9 protein-coding genes are annotated in these 16,000 nt (G+C 55.8%); 1 reads left to right on the top strand and 8 read right to left on the bottom strand.

Annotation, left to right across the window (positions count from 1 at the left end):
* Position 1: 1 nt before the first annotated feature.
* The 8 genes from AC5S3R_RS09745 to AC5S3R_RS09780 all read right to left on the bottom strand — a co-directional run bounded on the left by AC5S3R_RS09745 (position 2) and on the right by AC5S3R_RS09780 (position 14,790).
* A complete protein-coding gene (locus tag AC5S3R_RS09745; RefSeq protein ID WP_494266838.1) occupies positions 2-1,270 on the bottom strand; it encodes a nickel-dependent putative hexonate epimerase in 1,269 nt (422 codons plus the stop codon).
* Entirely contained in the window at positions 1,267-2,550 is a 1,284-nt protein-coding gene (locus AC5S3R_RS09750; protein WP_494266839.1) for an MFS transporter, read from the bottom strand. The genes AC5S3R_RS09745 and AC5S3R_RS09750 overlap by 4 nt, the downstream gene beginning before the upstream one ends.
* Positions 2,551-2,590: 40 nt before the next feature.
* Positions 2,591-3,982, bottom strand: a complete 1,392-nt coding sequence (gene uxaC, locus AC5S3R_RS09755; RefSeq protein WP_494266840.1) for a glucuronate isomerase — start codon at positions 3,980-3,982, stop codon at positions 2,591-2,593.
* 289 nt (positions 3,983-4,271) lie between these two features.
* Positions 4,272-6,071: a glycoside hydrolase family 3 protein gene (locus AC5S3R_RS09760; RefSeq protein WP_494266841.1), complete on the bottom strand. Its 1,800-nt coding sequence runs from the start codon at positions 6,069-6,071 to the stop codon at positions 4,272-4,274.
* A gap of 82 nt (positions 6,072-6,153) precedes the next feature.
* Complete coding sequence (locus AC5S3R_RS09765; protein WP_494266842.1) at positions 6,154-8,541, bottom strand: exo-beta-N-acetylmuramidase NamZ domain-containing protein; 2,388 nt, start codon at positions 8,539-8,541, stop codon at positions 6,154-6,156.
* Between the two features lie 19 nt (positions 8,542-8,560).
* Positions 8,561-9,454, bottom strand: a complete 894-nt coding sequence (murQ, locus tag AC5S3R_RS09770) for an N-acetylmuramic acid 6-phosphate etherase (protein ID WP_494266843.1) — start codon at positions 9,452-9,454, stop codon at positions 8,561-8,563.
* A 10-nt stretch (positions 9,455-9,464) separates the two neighbouring features.
* Complete coding sequence (locus AC5S3R_RS09775; protein ID WP_494266844.1) at positions 9,465-10,940, bottom strand: sodium:solute symporter; 1,476 nt, start codon at positions 10,938-10,940, stop codon at positions 9,465-9,467.
* A gap of 154 nt (positions 10,941-11,094) precedes the next feature.
* Positions 11,095-14,790, bottom strand: a complete 3,696-nt coding sequence (locus AC5S3R_RS09780; RefSeq protein ID WP_494266845.1) for a carboxypeptidase-like regulatory domain-containing protein — start codon at positions 14,788-14,790, stop codon at positions 11,095-11,097.
* Between the two features lie 384 nt (positions 14,791-15,174).
* Between AC5S3R_RS09780 and AC5S3R_RS09785 the strand changes: the two genes are divergently transcribed.
* The gene (locus AC5S3R_RS09785) at positions 15,175-15,966 is read left to right on the top strand and encodes a GntR family transcriptional regulator (protein WP_494266846.1); all 792 of its coding nucleotides are present in this window, start codon (positions 15,175-15,177) and stop codon (positions 15,964-15,966) included.
* Positions 15,967-16,000 lie beyond the last annotated feature (34 nt).

The following is a 16,000-nucleotide window of genomic DNA, read 5'->3' on the forward strand; positions in this document are numbered from 1 at the left end:
TCTATAAGCGGCTAGCGTGCGCCCAGAGACCTAGCCCTGGGTTTGCAATGAAAAAGACATCTTCGCCATCGATGCGATTTATGCCATGCTGCAGCTTTGCAGGATCATATCCTGCAGTCATTGCGCTTAGTTCTCCATAGCTATAGCCGACGCCCTCTACTTCTTCACGCGTTAAATGTCCTGGGCACCATGTAATGCGGAATCGTCCCTCTGATGAACCATGAATCAAGTGCGCTGCCGCGCTCAGATCATTGGCAAGTTCGGTGTCACTCTCCACGGCTTTGAGTGTTGCCGGGGTCCCGCGATAGCCATACTTGCGAATCAGTTTGTCGATGATCTTGTCTTCACCAAATGTATTCACACCGGGCGCAAGAACAATCAGCTCCGCATCATCGGCTAACGCCATTCGCGTGCGATACACCGCTTTGTTGCCCAGCCATGTGGAATGAAACTCATGCGGGTCGAGATAGACAACAGCTTTCTTCAACGGCTCCGGCACGATTTCAAAATTTACTTTGAGGCTTAGTTCTGCGGCTTTCAGGAAACACTCCACATCATCGCCGACGAATAGGCCGCAGACTGCGAGTTCTCCATTTTCCGTACGCCGCACTACGGTCAGCACGTAGATGATTGGCAGGTGATTCAGGAAATGATCTGATGCGTAATTCAGGACATTGCGCACGGGGTTTATCGCGCGGCCCAGGATGCGTTCCATTCCATATACGGCACCGAGATAGTGGCTACGATTGATTCCTTCGCGTCCGCCTGTTCCAACAAGAACGTTCTTGTTGTAGTTGGCCATGCCGATGACTTCATGCGGAACAACTTGTCCTATCGACAGAATCAGGTCGAATCCGCCGCGTGAGACTAACTTGTTGACCTGCGCGGGCCATGCGTAATTCAGCAAGCCTCCGCTCTGTTCCTGCACATATTCACCTGGCACCTCGCCTAGTGTTTCTATGTCTGTGCGCCAGTTGTGTACATGAAACAGGTTGAGCGGCACTTCTCCAAACATGTGCTGCAGTATTTTTTCCTGCATTGGAGCGTGCGTACCCAGTGCGGGCAGAATCGCCTTCAGGTTGTCGCCGTAATGCTGCCAAGCATACCGAGTCAGTTCGCCTGCGCGCGAATGCGCTCGCGTCTGGTCCGGAGGCAAGACCAGCACGCGCCTGCGCTCTCCCAGCTTTGCCAGTGTTTCTGTCAACAACTCTTTCAGCTTTGCTGAATCAAACGCTGCGTTCTCATCGCCTACTGCCAGGTACAAACTCATATTTCTAACTCCGCTTTGCGCAGCCATGGCGCTAGCAATTGAATCATTATCAGCGCCAACAGATAGGCGCTTCCCGCAATAAAAAATAGTGTGTTGTAACTATGTGTATGTTCCAATATCTGCCCGGCGAAAGTTGCGAGGAGAGCACCGCCCACAGAGCCAGCCATGCCGCCAATGCCTATTACCGAGCCTACGGCACCGCGGGGAAACATATCGGAAACTGTTGTGTAGAGGTTCGCGCTCCAACCCTGATGTGCTGCAGCGGCCAAGCCTAATATTGCAATTGCGGCCCACATGGAATTCATGTGCGGCAGGATGAAGATTGGCAATACCGACACTGCACATAACAACATTGCCGACAAGCGTGAGGATACCGGAGAGAAGCGCATTTTCTCGAACAAGGCTGGTAACCAACCGCCGCCGATACTACCAATCGTAGATGCGTTATAGACAAGAATCAGCGGCAGGCCAAGGTGCTTCAGGTCCAGGCCGAAGCGCGAACTGAAGTAGGAAGGCAGCCAGAAGAGATAAAACCACCAGATTGGATCCGTGAGAAACTTGCCGAATGCAAATGCCCACGTTTGACGGAAACGCAACAGCTTGAGCCATGGCACGGACGGACCCATCTGCATTGCTGCTTCACTGTAGATGAATCGCAACTCCGCGCCGGTCAGTGTGGGGTGGTCGGATGGCTTGCGATAGTAGCGCCACCACCACAAGATCCAGATTGCACTGAATGCTCCGGTTACCAGGAAGGCTGTATGCCATCCGAAACGGAGCGTGACGAATGGGACAATCAGTGAGGCAAGAATTACGCCGAGGTTTGTGCCGGAGTTGAAAATTCCTGTCGCGAGCGACCGCTCACTCTGTGGAAACCACTCGGCAATCGTTTTAATTGCTGCCGGGAAGTTGCCGCTTTCGCCAAGCCCTAATGCAAACCGCGCTGCTGCAAATTCGAGTACGGTGTTGGCCAGCGAATGCGCCATTGCCGACAGGCTCCAGACGGCCATGATGGTCATGTAGCCGATTCGCGTGCCTACTTTATCTACAAAGCGCCCGGCGGCCAGAAGGCCTACTGCATAGGCAATCTGGAAGGCGTTCACTACATAGCTATAGTTCACCTCGGTCAGCCCGATGGTATGCTCAAGCGTTGGCTTAAGTATCGAAATGACCTGACGGTCCATATAATTGATGGTTGTGGCCGCAAAAAGCATGGCACAAATCGTCCAGCGCACACGACCAACGCGCGCTCCCGGTACGAGTTCTTCGTTTGTCGGCATTTGATCCGGCGCTGCGCTCATCCTGGTTGCGCCCCTTTTTCTAAAGTCTGAATGCCTTCTTTGCCAGTGTGTACGTTAAATCTCGCGCTACCTCATACGCATCCTCTTCACGCAAACGATGCTCGGCTACCAGACGCGCCAGGAATGCGCAATCAATTCGACGCGCTACATCATGACGCGAGGGGATGGAAAGAAATGCGCGTGTGTCATCGATGAATCCGGTTGTGTTGTAGAAGCCGGCCGTCTCGGTTACCTGCTCGCGAAAGCGCATCATTCCTTCCGGGCTGTCATGGAACCACCACGGTGGGCCTAATCGCAAGCAAGGATAGTGCCCGGCAAGCGGCGCGAGTTCCCGGCTGTATGTTGTTTCGTCCAGCGTGAAGAGAACGATGCGCAGGTCATGCTCGTTGCCATATCGGTCGAGCAACGGCTTTAAGCCGTGCACATAATTGACGGCCTGCGGAATATCCGCGCCTGTGTCGCGGCCATATTGCTCGTATACCGAGCGATTATGGTTGCGGACGGAGCCGGGATGAAGTTGCATTACCAAGCCATCTTCCACGCTCATGCCGGCAAACTCTGTGAGCATCTGGGCGCGGAACAATTCTTCATCGGCTTTGCAACCTTTACCCTCACGCACGCGTGCAAACAACACGGCAGCATCTTCTTTCGACAAGTCTGCCGTCTGCGGCGTTGGATGACCGTGGTCCGCGGCTGTTGCTCCCTGCTCCTTGAAGCGCTTTCGCGTTATGCGTAATGCGTTCAGGTAGCCTTCCCACTTTGTTGTATCCTCGCCGGTCAGTTCGCCCAGCTTGATGATGTTCTGCGCAAAGTCAATGAAATCCGCATCCACTACAGGGTCTGGACGAAAGGTTGGGATTACGCGGCCTTTCCAGCCTGACTCGCGCAGCTTTTTGTGGTCTTCCAAAGAATCGAGGGGCGAGTCTGTTGTTGCCAGCACTTCTATTTTGAAGCGCTCATAAAGGGCGCGCGGGCGAAACTCCGGCGTTGCCAGCTTCTCTGAAATTTTGTCGAAGTAGAGGTCCGCTGTCTTTTCTGAAAGTGGCTCCTGAAGCCCGAACAGTTCCGCGAACTCCCAATCGAGCCACATTCGCGTTGGCGTTCCGCGAAAGAGATAGTAGTTGCTGGCGAAGGTCTTCCAGACTGCGCGCGGATTTTCAATGACCGCTTTGCCGATCTCCAATTCATTGAACGAAACACCCTGACTGTAGAGTAGGCGGAAGACGTAATGGTCCGGCTGCACGAAGAGCTTGGCGGGGTCTGGAAATGGCTGGTCCTCTACAAACCACGAGGCCTGCGTGTGCCCGTGCGGGCTGATGATGGGGTAGTCCTTTACATGCTCATAGAGCGAGCGGGCAATCTTCCGCGTATCAGGATCGGCCGGGAACAAACGGTCAGGATGAATGAGCATGGCGTTGGCGCTCCCTTAGTGGACGCGCACGCTGTCTGTCCGCAACAGGCATTGTTGCCGGGCTCAGCGCAGGCGCCGAAAAATCCTTCGTGGCGGATCGCTTTGCGGACTTCAAGACTCTTCCAAAAGCAATTCTGCTCGCAACCCGAACTAAACACGAAAGGCAAGCATCGCACCGGGGGATAGGGATGGTCAACTTTGCGTATTTCGATGGAAGAAATACTGGTTCTTCCATCGAAATAACTGTGGGCGGAATTCCGTTTTAGATGGGGAATCTATCCGCGGTTAGCTATTTTGCGGCCTGCGCTTTCGATATCTCGCGGTCAAGCCCTGTGCCACGAGTTGCGATCCCCGGTAGGGTAATCGGCAGCCGGCCCTCCACTGGAATTTCACCGAAGAGCGCTTTTACCAGGCTCTTTGCCGAGGTTGGCGTATTGGTGAAGGTGCAAATGTACGTTTGCAGTCCGGCGAGCGACATTCCCGCGTAGGGATTGCCGAAGGCGGCGAGGATTGTTTTGTCGCCTGCGGTCTTGAGGATGCTGGCGAGCAATTGTGCTGGGCCAGCATTCAAGCCTATTGAGCCGGTGGCCTTGCCTTGCACTACGCGTCCCGCGCTGGGCACGGATTCGGCGACAACAATCACGGTTGCGGCTCCGTGCACGGCCTCCAGCACGGCGTCCGACTGGAAGCGCGCATTGGCTCCATCCACATGCAGCACTTTGGCTTCTGGAGAGCGTGCGAACAGTTCCGCCGTAAAGGCCCGGCTTCCATCGGTCCCGCGGGGCGAGTCCGTAAACTCGATGGCTACGATTCCCTTTCCATCTGAGGAAGATGTGCGCAAAGGCACCAAGCTGCTCTTGTCTTCCACGAGCGTAATCGCCTTCTCTGAGACCTTCTCTGCCAGGGCTTCACTCTCCGGGTCGGCCACGGCGTTTGCCACGTTTTCAAGCGAGACGAAGCGGTTTTGGTTCAGGCCGACGGAAGCCTTCATTCGCAGAATCTTTCGTACGCTTTCGTCGATGCGCTTCTCGCTGATTTTTCCTTGCTTCACGGCGTTGAGTAATCCGTTGTATGCGCCATCGAGGTCTGGCGGAACACAGAGTACATCTTCTCCAGCTTCCACTGCCGCTACTGCTTCGTCTGCAGAAATCGCTGCTTTCGAGGCGGAATCATTGGGACCGGAAAAGATATGTGTAAGCCCGGCCATTTCGAGGCCATCCGTTATAACGATGCCCTTGAAGCCAAGCTGATTCTTTAAGAGGCCGGTTACTACGTGCGACGAGATGCTGGCCGGCTTGTTTGGGTCAGGCTCAATTGCAGGCACTACAAGATGCCCGATCATCACGGAGTCCACGCCTGCCGCAATTGCCTGTTTGAAGGGAACGAGTTCGAGTGAGTTCAGTCGATCCATGGAGCCGGAGACCCGCGCCAATGCAAGATGCGAGTCTGTGTCTGTATCACCATGGCCCGGGAAGTGCTTTGCTGTTGTAAGCAGACCCGCGCTGCGAGCGCCTTCAATGTATGCGCTCACCAATGAGCCAACCTGTGTTGGGTCTTCGCCGAACGAGCGCGTGTTGATAATAGGGTTTGCAGGATTCGAGTTCACATCGGATACTGGTGCCCAGTTCCATTCGACACCAATTGCTCGCGCTTCCTTGGCAGAGACGCGGCCAAATTCCTTTGCTAACTCCGTGTCATGCGCTGCGCCGAAGGCCATTGCTGCGGGAAGATCTGTTGCGCCTGTGAGACGCATAGAGGCCCCGCGCTCAAAGTCCGCGGCCATTATCAGCGGAAGCTTTGATTCCTTTTGCAGGGCGTTGGCGAGATATGCGGCTTCAAACGGGTCGCCTTTGACCAGGAGGCCGCTCTCGACCGGAGATGTGATGCCGAATCCGCCTACGTGGTACTTATGAATCTCATCGACGAGTTGCGTGAACTCTGAGCTCTTTACATTCAGGAACTCTACCTTTGCCCAGACCATTATCATCTGGCCAATTTTTTCTTCGAGCGTCATCTTGCGCAGCGTGGTCTCTGCCCAGCGTTCGCCTTTATGATCCAGATGCACCGGGCTGGCCGCAGATGCGCTCATCGCGTTTGTTATGCACAAGCCAACGGCTAGCCAAGCCTTGCAAGCTAATTTTTTTCGCATCCTCACTCCTCAACTATGCGTTTCAGTACAGCAGATACTTCGCACGGGTTTTTGCAAAGGCATCGATTGCATCCTGCCAGGCTTCTTCAATTCTGTTTGGGTCGGCACCTGTGGCAATTGCGTCTTCGGTTGCTTTGCTGCGCATCAGCACGTCGAGCTTATCCAGCTTGTAATCGTTGGGATAAAGCTTGTGCAGTGCGGATGCAATCTCAAGGCCGAGTGCAGGGGCATCGAGTGCGTAGCGGTCTGTAAGCAGAATGTTTATGCCACCGCACTTTTGATTCGCGTAGACAGATGCGTTTGGCGTAAAGCTTACGGGGACGAAGCGCACGCCGCTGATCTCTCGTGCGTTGAGATAGTGCGCAAGTTCGACGGCATTGATCCATGGCGCGCCTACCAACTCAAACGGCGTATCTGTTCCGCGACCAACGGAGATGTTGGTTGTCTCAATCATTCCAATGCCGGGGTAAAGTGCGGCTTCGGTCAGGCTGCGCATGTTTGGCGAGGGGTTCGCCCATACGCGGCCTGTTGAATCGAACCAGTCGCCGCGTTGCCATCCTTGCATCTTTACAATGGTCAGCTTTGCGTTGATGTTGCGCTCGGTGTTGAACATTGTTGCGAGTTCACCGATTGTCATGCCGTGACGCACTGGGGTCTTCCAATAACCGACGAAGCTTTCGTGGTCTGCGTCGGCGACTGGACCCTGTACGTAAGCTCCTCCAATTGGGTTGGGACGGTCGAGGACGTAGATGGGCTTGCCTGCTTTTGCAGCGGCCTCCAGAAAGTAGCCCAGCGTGCTTTCGTAGGTATAGAACGGAACGCCGATGTCTTGAATGTCATAGACAAGCGCGTCGATGCTCGCTAGCTCTTCTGCGGTGGGGCGGCGCTTGGCGTCGGTGTCGCCGTATACGCTGTAGACCGGCGTGCCAGTGGCTTCATCGCGCGAGTCGCCAATCTTTGTTGTATCGAGCTTGCCTGCGATGCCATGCTCGGGACTGAAGATGGCTGCCAACTGGATTCCGGGGGCATGTGCGAGCACATCGACTGTCCGCTGGTCCTTTGCATCTACGCCTGTTTGATTTGTTACGAGACCTACGCGGAGGGGCGTTGTTGTGTTGGGATGCAGCTCGCGGAAGCCGTCTGACTCCAGTACATCGATGCCGGCTTTGACGTCGCCGTTGCGTGCGACGAGCCGCCGTGCGGCCATGATGGACTCGTTGTAGCCGGTGATCCGTGCGAGGCGCAGTTTTTCGTTTTCGCTTGGCGAGAGATTGAGGTCACTGGCCACTGCTGATGCAAGACGGGTGCGCAGATCGACTATCGCGCTATTGCCTCCGCGTGGGTGCACGCGGTTGGTCAGCAGAATTACATAGGTGTCGGTTGTTGGGTCCACCCATAAAGAGGTTCCTGTAAAGCCTGTGTGCCCGAAGGAGCCGACCGGAAGCAACTCGCCACGGTTTGTTGAGAAGGAGGAATCAACATCCCAGCCGAGGCCGCGCAGGTGCTCGCGCATTGCGGGAGTCTGCGGGGTTGTCATCTTCTCGACTATCTCGCGGCTCCAGAGTTTTGTTCCATGCAGGAGTTCTTCAGCAAAGATGGACATGTCATCCGCGGTGGAGAACAGGCCGGCATGGCCGGCTACTCCGCCCATGCGGCGCGCGGTGGGGTCGTGTACTACGCCGCGCAGCATTTGCTCATGCTCGTCGTATTGCGTGGGGGCAATGCGCGGCTTCCAATCTGCTGGAGGCAGGAAGCGTGTGTTCTTCATGCCTAGCGGCTCAAAGACGTGCTTCAGCGTGTATTGGTCGAGCGTTGTTCCTGTCAGCTTTTCTACGATGAAGCCCAGCGTCTCAAAATTAATGTCACTGTAGACAAACCTTGTTCCCGGCGGATTGACTGGCCGGGAGTGCATGACCATCTCATAGGCTGTGGCGCGGCTTTGCCACGGCTCTTTCAAGTCCAGATCTGGCGCGAGGCCTGAGTAGTGCGTCATCAGCTCGCGAATTGTTATCTCGCCCTTGCCGTTCTGCGCGAACTCAGGAAGGTATTCGGAGACTGGAGCATTCAGGCGGATGCGGCCCTGCTGCATCAACTGCATGACGGCGGAAGTGGTGGCTACGCATTTTGTCAGCGAAGCCATATCGAAGATTGTGTCCACTGTCATGGGTTCGCGCGTTGGTTCCAGCGAGCGCTGACCGAATGCCTTGCGATAGACGACCTTGCCGTTGTGCCCAATCAGGACAACGCCGCCGGGGATTGAGCCTTTTGCAACGGCGCTCTGTATTAACGTGTCAATATCCGCAAAGCCAGCGGCTTGTTGCTGCGCGCTGCTTTGTGCTGCGACCACCGGCAAAGATGATGCAGGCGCTATTGCCGCAAATAGAACCACGCTCTTCCAAGCAAAACGCATCGTTTTGAATTCCTTCCTCTCAGTCTTCAATCGCCTTGCGCACGTTCCCCTTGGTTTTGCGCAGGCGCTTTTGTGCTTCGGTCTTGCTTACGCCTGCCTGCAGCATTACCAACGCTACGGGCAGGCTCATTCCTGCCTTCTCCAGAGTTACGACTGCGGTCTCGCGGCTTACGCCTGCGAGCGTCTGCACGATTCCGATGCCGCGCTCGAGCAGCTTTTCATTTTTCAGAATGAGGTTCACCATCAGGTTGCTGTAGACGTAGCCCACCCGCGCCATTGCGCAGGTTGTGAGCATGTTGCAGATCAGCTTCTGCGCTGTTCCTGACTTGAGGCGCGAGGATCCTGTGAGCACTTCGGGGCCTACGTTGACTTCAATGCTTAGCTCGGCGACTTTGCCAATCTCCGAGTTAAGATTGCTGGCGATGGCAATTGTCTTTGCGCCTTTGCCCCTGGCGTATTGAAGTGCACTGATTGTGTATGGCGTGCGTCCGCTGGCTGCGATGCCCACTACTACGTCCCGCTTGCCGGGCTTGCGCTTCGCTATATCCTTGCGGCCCAGTTCGACTGAGTCTTCACTTGCTTCCACGGCGCGAACGAGTGCGGCTTCCCCACCTGCAATTACGAATTGCACCATCTCAGGGCTGATGCCGAAGGTCGGCTGCGCCTCTGTTGCGTCCAGTGCGCCGATTCTTCCGCTGGTTCCGGTGCCTACGTAAATCAATCGGCCACCTTTGGCCAGTGCTATCGAGATTACATCCACAGCTTCCGCAATCTGCGGCAGAACCTTCTTGATGGCGCGAGGCACGATGGCATCCTCGCGATTCATTACTGTTACCATCTCCAGCGCAGTCATGGAATCGAGCTTGTCTGTGGCCCGGTTCCGCTGCTCCGTCGTCAACTCCTGCAACTTCATTGCATTCCTCTCAATTTAAGGCGCGCTCTGCGCGCGCAGGTAAAACCAGGCTGGCACAGTAGCCCACAGCAAATGTAACCAGGCTGCCAATCACTACATACCACGTGAAAGAAACTGTTGTGCCGCGCCACAGGTAAAGGTCAACTCCAAGGCCAGCGAGTAATCCAAGGATTGTGCCGCGCTCGGTCGCGCGCTTTGTGAGCACGCCGAGCAGGAAGACGCCCAGCAGACCACCATAGGCAACCGATGCAATCGAAAGTCCTACTTCAATTACTTTGCCGCCGTTGCGGGCCAGTAATGCCAACGTGAACAAGATGATGCCCCAAACGATTGTGGATTTGTGCGAGAGGCCGATGCGCTGCTCTTCGCTTGCATTGGGGCGAATGCGTCCGTAGAAGTCCACGATTGTTGTGGACGAAAGCGCGTTGAGTGCGGCGCTCAGGTTCGACATTGCCGCGGCGAGGATTGCGGCAATCAATAATCCGCCAATGCCGTGCGGCATTTTTGTTACTACGAAGGTGGGGAAGATCATGTCGGTGCGCGCAAAGGGTGCTGCCGGAGGATTCATCTTGTAATAGACGAACAGCATGGCACCGATGAGCAGGAATAGCGAGAACTGCGCGAGGATGACTACTCCGCTGGATAGCAACGCGGTCTTTGACTGGCGCTCGCTGCGCGCTGCCAGCAGGCGCTGCACAATCAACTGGTCTGTGCCGTGGCTTGCTGTTGTTAGAAATGCGCCGCCGATGATGCCTGACCAGACGGTATAGGTTGCCGAGAGGTTCCACGAGAAGTCGAGCAGGCGGAACTTGTCCGCTGCGCCTGCAACGTGTGCGACTGTGTCCCATCCGCCGGGCACGAGATGCAGGATGGTGAAGAATGCGGTAATGGTTCCGGCAATGTAGATTGTTAGCTGGATGACATCAGTCCAGATGACGGCGGCTAGTCCACCTTCAAAGGTGTAGAGCAGCGTCAGCACTGTGACTACGGCGATTGCGCAGAGATCTCGACCGAAGTCGCTGAAGCCTGTGAGCATGGCACCAAGCGCGGCACGCACTACGATTGCCACGGCAAAGACGCGCACGCCTTCTGCGGCTGCTCGCGTGGCAAGGAAAATGCCTGAGACCAGCAGGTGGAGTGTTTTGCCAAAACGGCGGTCAATTAACTGATAGGCCGTTACCAACTCGCCGCGGAAATATTGCGGGATGAGCAGGAAGCTCACTACGGCGCGTCCAACAAGATAACCGATGACCAGTTGCAGGAAGCGAAAGTCCTTTTCGTACGCAAGGCCGGGGACGCTGATGATGGTGAGCGTGCTGGTTTCCGCGGCAACAATGGAAAGCGCGATTGCCCACCACGGAATGGTGTTGCCAGCGAGGAAGTAGCTCTTCAGCGTGCGTTGCTGCCCGCGAAAGCGCAGGCCAAAGAGCGTTACGCCCGCAAGGTACACGGCTATCACTCCAAGGTCGAGCGTATTCAATCCCATGGCCAGGCTTCCTGCAGAAAAAGGTGTATGCAGATAATAGTAAGGATATTTGTGTCAGATAACGAGCACGAAAGGCAGGCGAATCAAGCTTAGAGGCTGTTGAGCCGCCTGCTTCTTTATGAAAGCAGGCGGCTCATAACAGGCATTGGCTTGGCTAGAAAGTGAACTTGCCCGCGAACTGCAAGATACGGGCATCGCGATAGCCGGTGACTTCGCCAAACTGCGACGAGGAACCGATGCTGGTCACGACCGAGTTCACATTTGTATGGTTGGTGGCGTTAAACGCTTCCGCACGGAACTGGAAGTTCAATCTCTCCCATATGCGGAAGTTGCGCATAACGCCAGCATCGAGGCGGCCAAAGCCGGGACCGTTAATCGTACCGCGCTTCTCTGTTCCCGGAACCGCGCTGTTCGGATCCGGAGCCTCGAATGCACCTGTGTAATACCACAGCTGACCGTAGGTCTTGTTATGAAGCTTCACGCCAGCCGGGGCATGGTTCGGGTTGCCTATCTGGTTGGGACGCATACCTGCGTTCGTGTTGCCAAGTATGCCCAATCCAGCATTGTCTGTTTCATAGCCGGTGGTGGTGCGGCCGTTGTAGATGCTTGTCATGCCATTCGGCAAGTTGTAGGAGGGAGAGTACGCGCTGCTTGCGGAGACCGTAAGCGGCAGGCCGGAGTTTGCCGTATAGATGCCGGAAATCTCCCAACCACCCAACAGGCGGCCTGTTAGTCCCTTCTGGTCACGGAACCACGGCTCCTGAAGAACACCATCCACGCTAAAGACATGTTTGCGGTCCGCCGCTGCGCGGCCATACTCTGCGTCGATGTTGTAAATGTTCTGGACGAAGCCGGAATAGTCAGCCTGAGCATTCGTCAACGCTCGCGACCATGTGTAGTTCGCGTCGATGTACGTATCGCCGGAGAAGTGCTTTGTCACCTTCGCCTGAAGCGAGTTGTAGTTTGAGCTAAAGATCGTCTTCAGACCATCGACGGCAAAGTAGCCCTGGTACGGCTTGATCTGGTTCAGCACGCGGTCGCAGGTCGAGTTCAGAAATGACTGCTTGCCCGTGTCCGGATCAACGCAGGCCTGGCCTGAGCTTGATGGCTGCACCTTGCCCTCCCATGCGCCAGGCACAGGCTGGTTCAGGTTCAGCGCTCCAAGCAGGTTGTTGCCGTGATCGCCAAAGTAGCCAATGTCGAAGTAGAGCTTCGGCGCAAGCTGTTGCTGAATATCCAGCGAGTATTGCTGCACATAGGGCGTATGGTAATCGAGTGGCAGCGCCTGGAGCCGTCCCGGCGTAGCCGAGCGCGTCGAGGACGTAGCGCCTCCCGCAGGAGCATCAAGCAGTGTCTCGGACACCGCGTAAGACGAGACTGCTGGAGGGTTATCGAAGATTGTGGTCTCGTAGTAGCTGACTTCCGCCTGATCATAGGACCAGCCATAGCCACCGCGCAGGGCCGTTTTGCCATTGCCAAAGACATCCAGCGCAAAGCCGACGCGAGGAGCGAAGTTGGCCTTGTCCGCCTGTCCCACTTTGTTGCCATAGGGCGAAGCCTGGTTATTGTTGGATGCATTCGGCGTGCCGAAGATCATGCCGTTGATGTAGTTCACGCCGACATAATCAGCATCGGGATTTGCCGTTGTTGCCTGTCCTGCATTGCTGCCCGTCTGGTTACACGGGCTGGTAAAGCAGATGAGCCCGGTCGTAGCGATTGTGGGCGCAGCCGATGCGCTGTATCGCGACGGATCAAAATTGCTCAAGGCGTCGTTGGCGTCAAACGGCTGTCCGAAGTAGCTATAGCGCACGCCCAGGTTGAGCGTCAGCCGTGGTGTGATCTTCCAGTTGTCCTGCGCGAACGCTTCCCACTGGCTCGACTGAACGTTGACCTGAATGTTCTTGGATGCCTGCGAGAAACCTGTGTTTGCATTGCCCAGCAAGAAGTTGGCAAAAGCCTGCACCTCTGACATACCGCTGTACTGTGTTTGATTCACAATCGGATATGCCGCGTCATTTGTAAATCCGAACGAGCCCTGGTTGCCACCGCCCGCGGAGTTTTCCTGCTTCTGGTAGTGGTTATAGGAGACGCCGAAGATCAGCGTATGGTTGTGCAACGTCTTGGTCACGTCGCCAAAGGCCTGGTGATTCACACCGTGATCCACATACACTACGCCGCCACCCAGCGTTGTCATACCGCTTACGGCAATCGTCGGAACCACGCCCGCAGTGCTCGTGTAAGGCATCTTGATGTTGATATCCGGAGACTGCGAGGAGAGCAGTGCGCCCTGCGGCGTCGTCAGAATCGAGCCGTTGGAGTAGGCATATCCAACATTCATCAACAGCGTGGGCGAAAAGATGTATGTTCCATGCCCCATGTGCTGGGTGCCCGGCGCCTGCGTCACCGTAGCCGAGAGACCCGGTATCGGGCTGGCAACGAATGTGCCCGACCCCTGGAAGGACGGGAAAGTATCGTGCATGTAGCGATAAAAGACGCTTAGCTTCTCACCGAACTGCTGATCAACGCGAACCACCGTGTTCAGGTTGTTAAAGGTGTTGGGGATTGTTGATGTAAGCGTGTGCGGGTCGGTGCCGTTCGCGAGATCTGTCGCGCTCTGCGGTTCTGGAATGATCTTGTAAATGTCCTTCAGGTAGGCCTGTGCCGTCGGCGAAATATTCGTCACCTTGGTCCCAGCGGCGGTACAGGTGTTGGTTTGCGTGGTTGGATCATTGGCAAAGCCCGTGCAGACCTGAACCGGGCCAGTGGTCCAGCCATTTGGCCCGTTATAGCCGCTATTGCTGAAGTCGCCACTGCGTTCTGCCGCGGTTGGAACGATCGCCGCGCCGGTGCTGTACGTCACAATCCGCTGCCATTCCTCTGACACGAAGAAGAAGGTCTTATTGCGGCCGTCATAGAGCTTGGGGATATAGACAGGTCCACCAAGCGAAAAACCGAAGTCGTTATACCGGTACTTCGGAATGTGCTGCTGGAACAGGTTGTTGTAGTAGCCGTTAGCGTCCAGATCATCATTCCGGATAAACTCGTAGGCGCTGCCGTGGATGGAGTTCGTACCCGACTTCGTGACCACATCTACCTGTCCCGAGGCGTTGCGGCCAAACTGCGCCGAATACTGCCCGCGCAGCGTCTTGAACTCGGCAATTGCGTCAGGGCTGGGATAGGTGTAAAGCGTCAGGTTCGCACCGCGGTCCAGGTTATCCGCGCCATCAATCGTCCAGTTGTTCGACGTGGTGCGCCCACCATTGACCGAAAACGCCACAGTGCTTGAACCGCCCGTCGGGCTGTTCGGTCCTCGATTCAACTGATCGCTCGCGCCGCTGAACGTGACGCCGGGCTGAAGGTTAATCAGGCTTTCGTAGTTACGCGTAATCAGCGGCATCGAGTTGATCTGCTCGCTGTTAATTAAGCCTTCGGAAGATGCGCTTTCCAGGTTCAGTTGCGCCTCATCGGCTGTCACCGTCACCACATCACTCACGTTACCTGGAGCCAACGAACGGTTCACCGTCAACGTATCGGCGGCATGCAAAACAATCCCCTCGACCGTTTCCGTCTTAAACCCGGAGGCAGTAATCGAGACCGAGTATGCGCCAAGCGGCAACGACTCAGCGGCAAAAAACCCAGCGGAGTTTGTCTTTCTTGTCGCCTGCACCGCACCGCGGTCGGTATTCGTGATTGTGACGGCCGCGCCGGAGATTACCGCGCCTGTCGGGTCCGTCACCGTTCCGCTGATGCTGCCCGAAACGCTGCTCTGAGCGCCTGCACCGGGAGCACAGAACGTTAGCCCTATTGCTACCAACAGGGCGAAAATACATTGCGTCAGTCTGCGCGACATGATTGTTTGTTGCCTCCAAAAAAATACGCGTTGGTGCTGCCGATACTTGAGCGGGATCTTGCGCCCGCTGCTTCTTCCCAGACGTGCTCGCCTGCAGTCTTCATGAGGGAACGGCGGCCATAACAGCGCCCTAACTTCTCACGTAACTGGGGAATCTTTCCTGTGGACCAAAACCAAGTCCGCCCGGCTGGGCTAGTCATCTAGAGGACTGGATGACATGACCGTAAATTGGCCCCAATTCAAAAGTCAATGAAAAACGCATAAACATTCTGTTCCCGGGACGCGATTTTCTGGCCCCGCAGAGTTCCAAAACTGCAAACTTCAGCGTGCCATTATGCACAGGAATTTGATTTCTCGTTCACGCGTGGTATATCTGAGAGGCAAATGAACGCTGCCAGAATCCATCAGTCGCTCCCGCTCCACCGCGGAGCGGGTCTTCCGTTGTACCAACAGATTCAGCAGCGTCTTGCCTACCAGATTCAAACCGGCGTCTTCAAGCCTTCCGAGCCCCTGCCTTCCATTCAGAAAATTGCCGCGCAGATGGGGGTCAGCCAAATGACTGTCAGACAGGCCGTCAAGTCGCTTTGTGAGCTGGGCATTATTTACAGCCGCCAGGGCAAGGGCACTTTTATCTCAGGCGTGAAGCTTGAGAAAGAGTTTCGGCATGTTCTCTCGTTCAGCGAAGAGGCGCGCGCGCATGGAGCGACGCCGCACTCACGGCTGCTCTCCTTCCGCATTGAGGAGCCTACTCCGGAGACACAGTCCGCGCTTGCGCTTGGCAAATCTGAGAAGGTTTTTCGTCTGCACCGAGTTCGCTATGAAGACTCGATGCCGATTGGCATTGAGTTGAGCTGCCTGGCGGTGAGCGCCTGCCCTAACCTGATGGAAACCTTCAATCCTGACACGTCACTCTATGAAAAGCTGGCGAATCACTACGGCATTCAGCTCACCATTACGGAAGAGGTGATTGAAGTGGGCAAGGCCAACGCCGAAGAAGCGCGCCTGTTGCAGATTCCCCGCCAGAGCCCCGTCTTTCTCTTTACGCGTGTTTCATTTGGAGAAGACGGCAGGCCCATTGAGCATGTGAAATCCACCTATCGCGGCGACCGCTACAAGATTGTCAACCGTCTGATGCGCACCAAACGCTCGGTCCTCAACGCGCCTATCGCCATTTAGAAACGCTCGGACAGGCAACTGCACTATCCCCACG

The sequence above is a fragment of the Occallatibacter sp. FHG110214_02 genome, from assembly GCF_059115385.1.

Excerpts from the sequence above, each read along its gene's own strand:
- AC5S3R_RS09745 (WP_494266838.1), bottom strand. The coding sequence starts at position 1,270 with ATGAGTTTGTACCTGGCAGTAGGCGATGAGAACGCAGCGTTTGATTCA.
- AC5S3R_RS09750 (WP_494266839.1), bottom strand. The coding sequence starts at position 2,550 with ATGCCGACAAACGAAGAACTCGTACCGGGAGCGCGCGTTGGTCGTGTG.
- uxaC (WP_494266840.1), bottom strand. The coding sequence starts at position 3,982 with ATGCTCATTCATCCTGACCGTTTGTTCCCGGCCGATCCTGATACGCGG.
- AC5S3R_RS09760 (WP_494266841.1), bottom strand. The coding sequence starts at position 6,071 with ATGAGCGCATCTGCGGCCAGCCCGGTGCATCTGGATCATAAAGGCGAA.
- AC5S3R_RS09765 (WP_494266842.1), bottom strand. The coding sequence starts at position 8,541 with ATGCGTTTTGCTTGGAAGAGCGTGGTTCTATTTGCGGCAATAGCGCCT.
- murQ (WP_494266843.1), bottom strand. The coding sequence starts at position 9,454 with ATGAAGTTGCAGGAGTTGACGACGGAGCAGCGGAACCGGGCCACAGAC.
- AC5S3R_RS09775 (WP_494266844.1), bottom strand. The coding sequence starts at position 10,940 with ATGGGATTGAATACGCTCGACCTTGGAGTGATAGCCGTGTACCTTGCG.
- AC5S3R_RS09780 (WP_494266845.1), bottom strand. The coding sequence starts at position 14,790 with ATGTCGCGCAGACTGACGCAATGTATTTTCGCCCTGTTGGTAGCAATA.
- AC5S3R_RS09785 (WP_494266846.1), top strand. The coding sequence starts at position 15,175 with ATGAACGCTGCCAGAATCCATCAGTCGCTCCCGCTCCACCGCGGAGCG.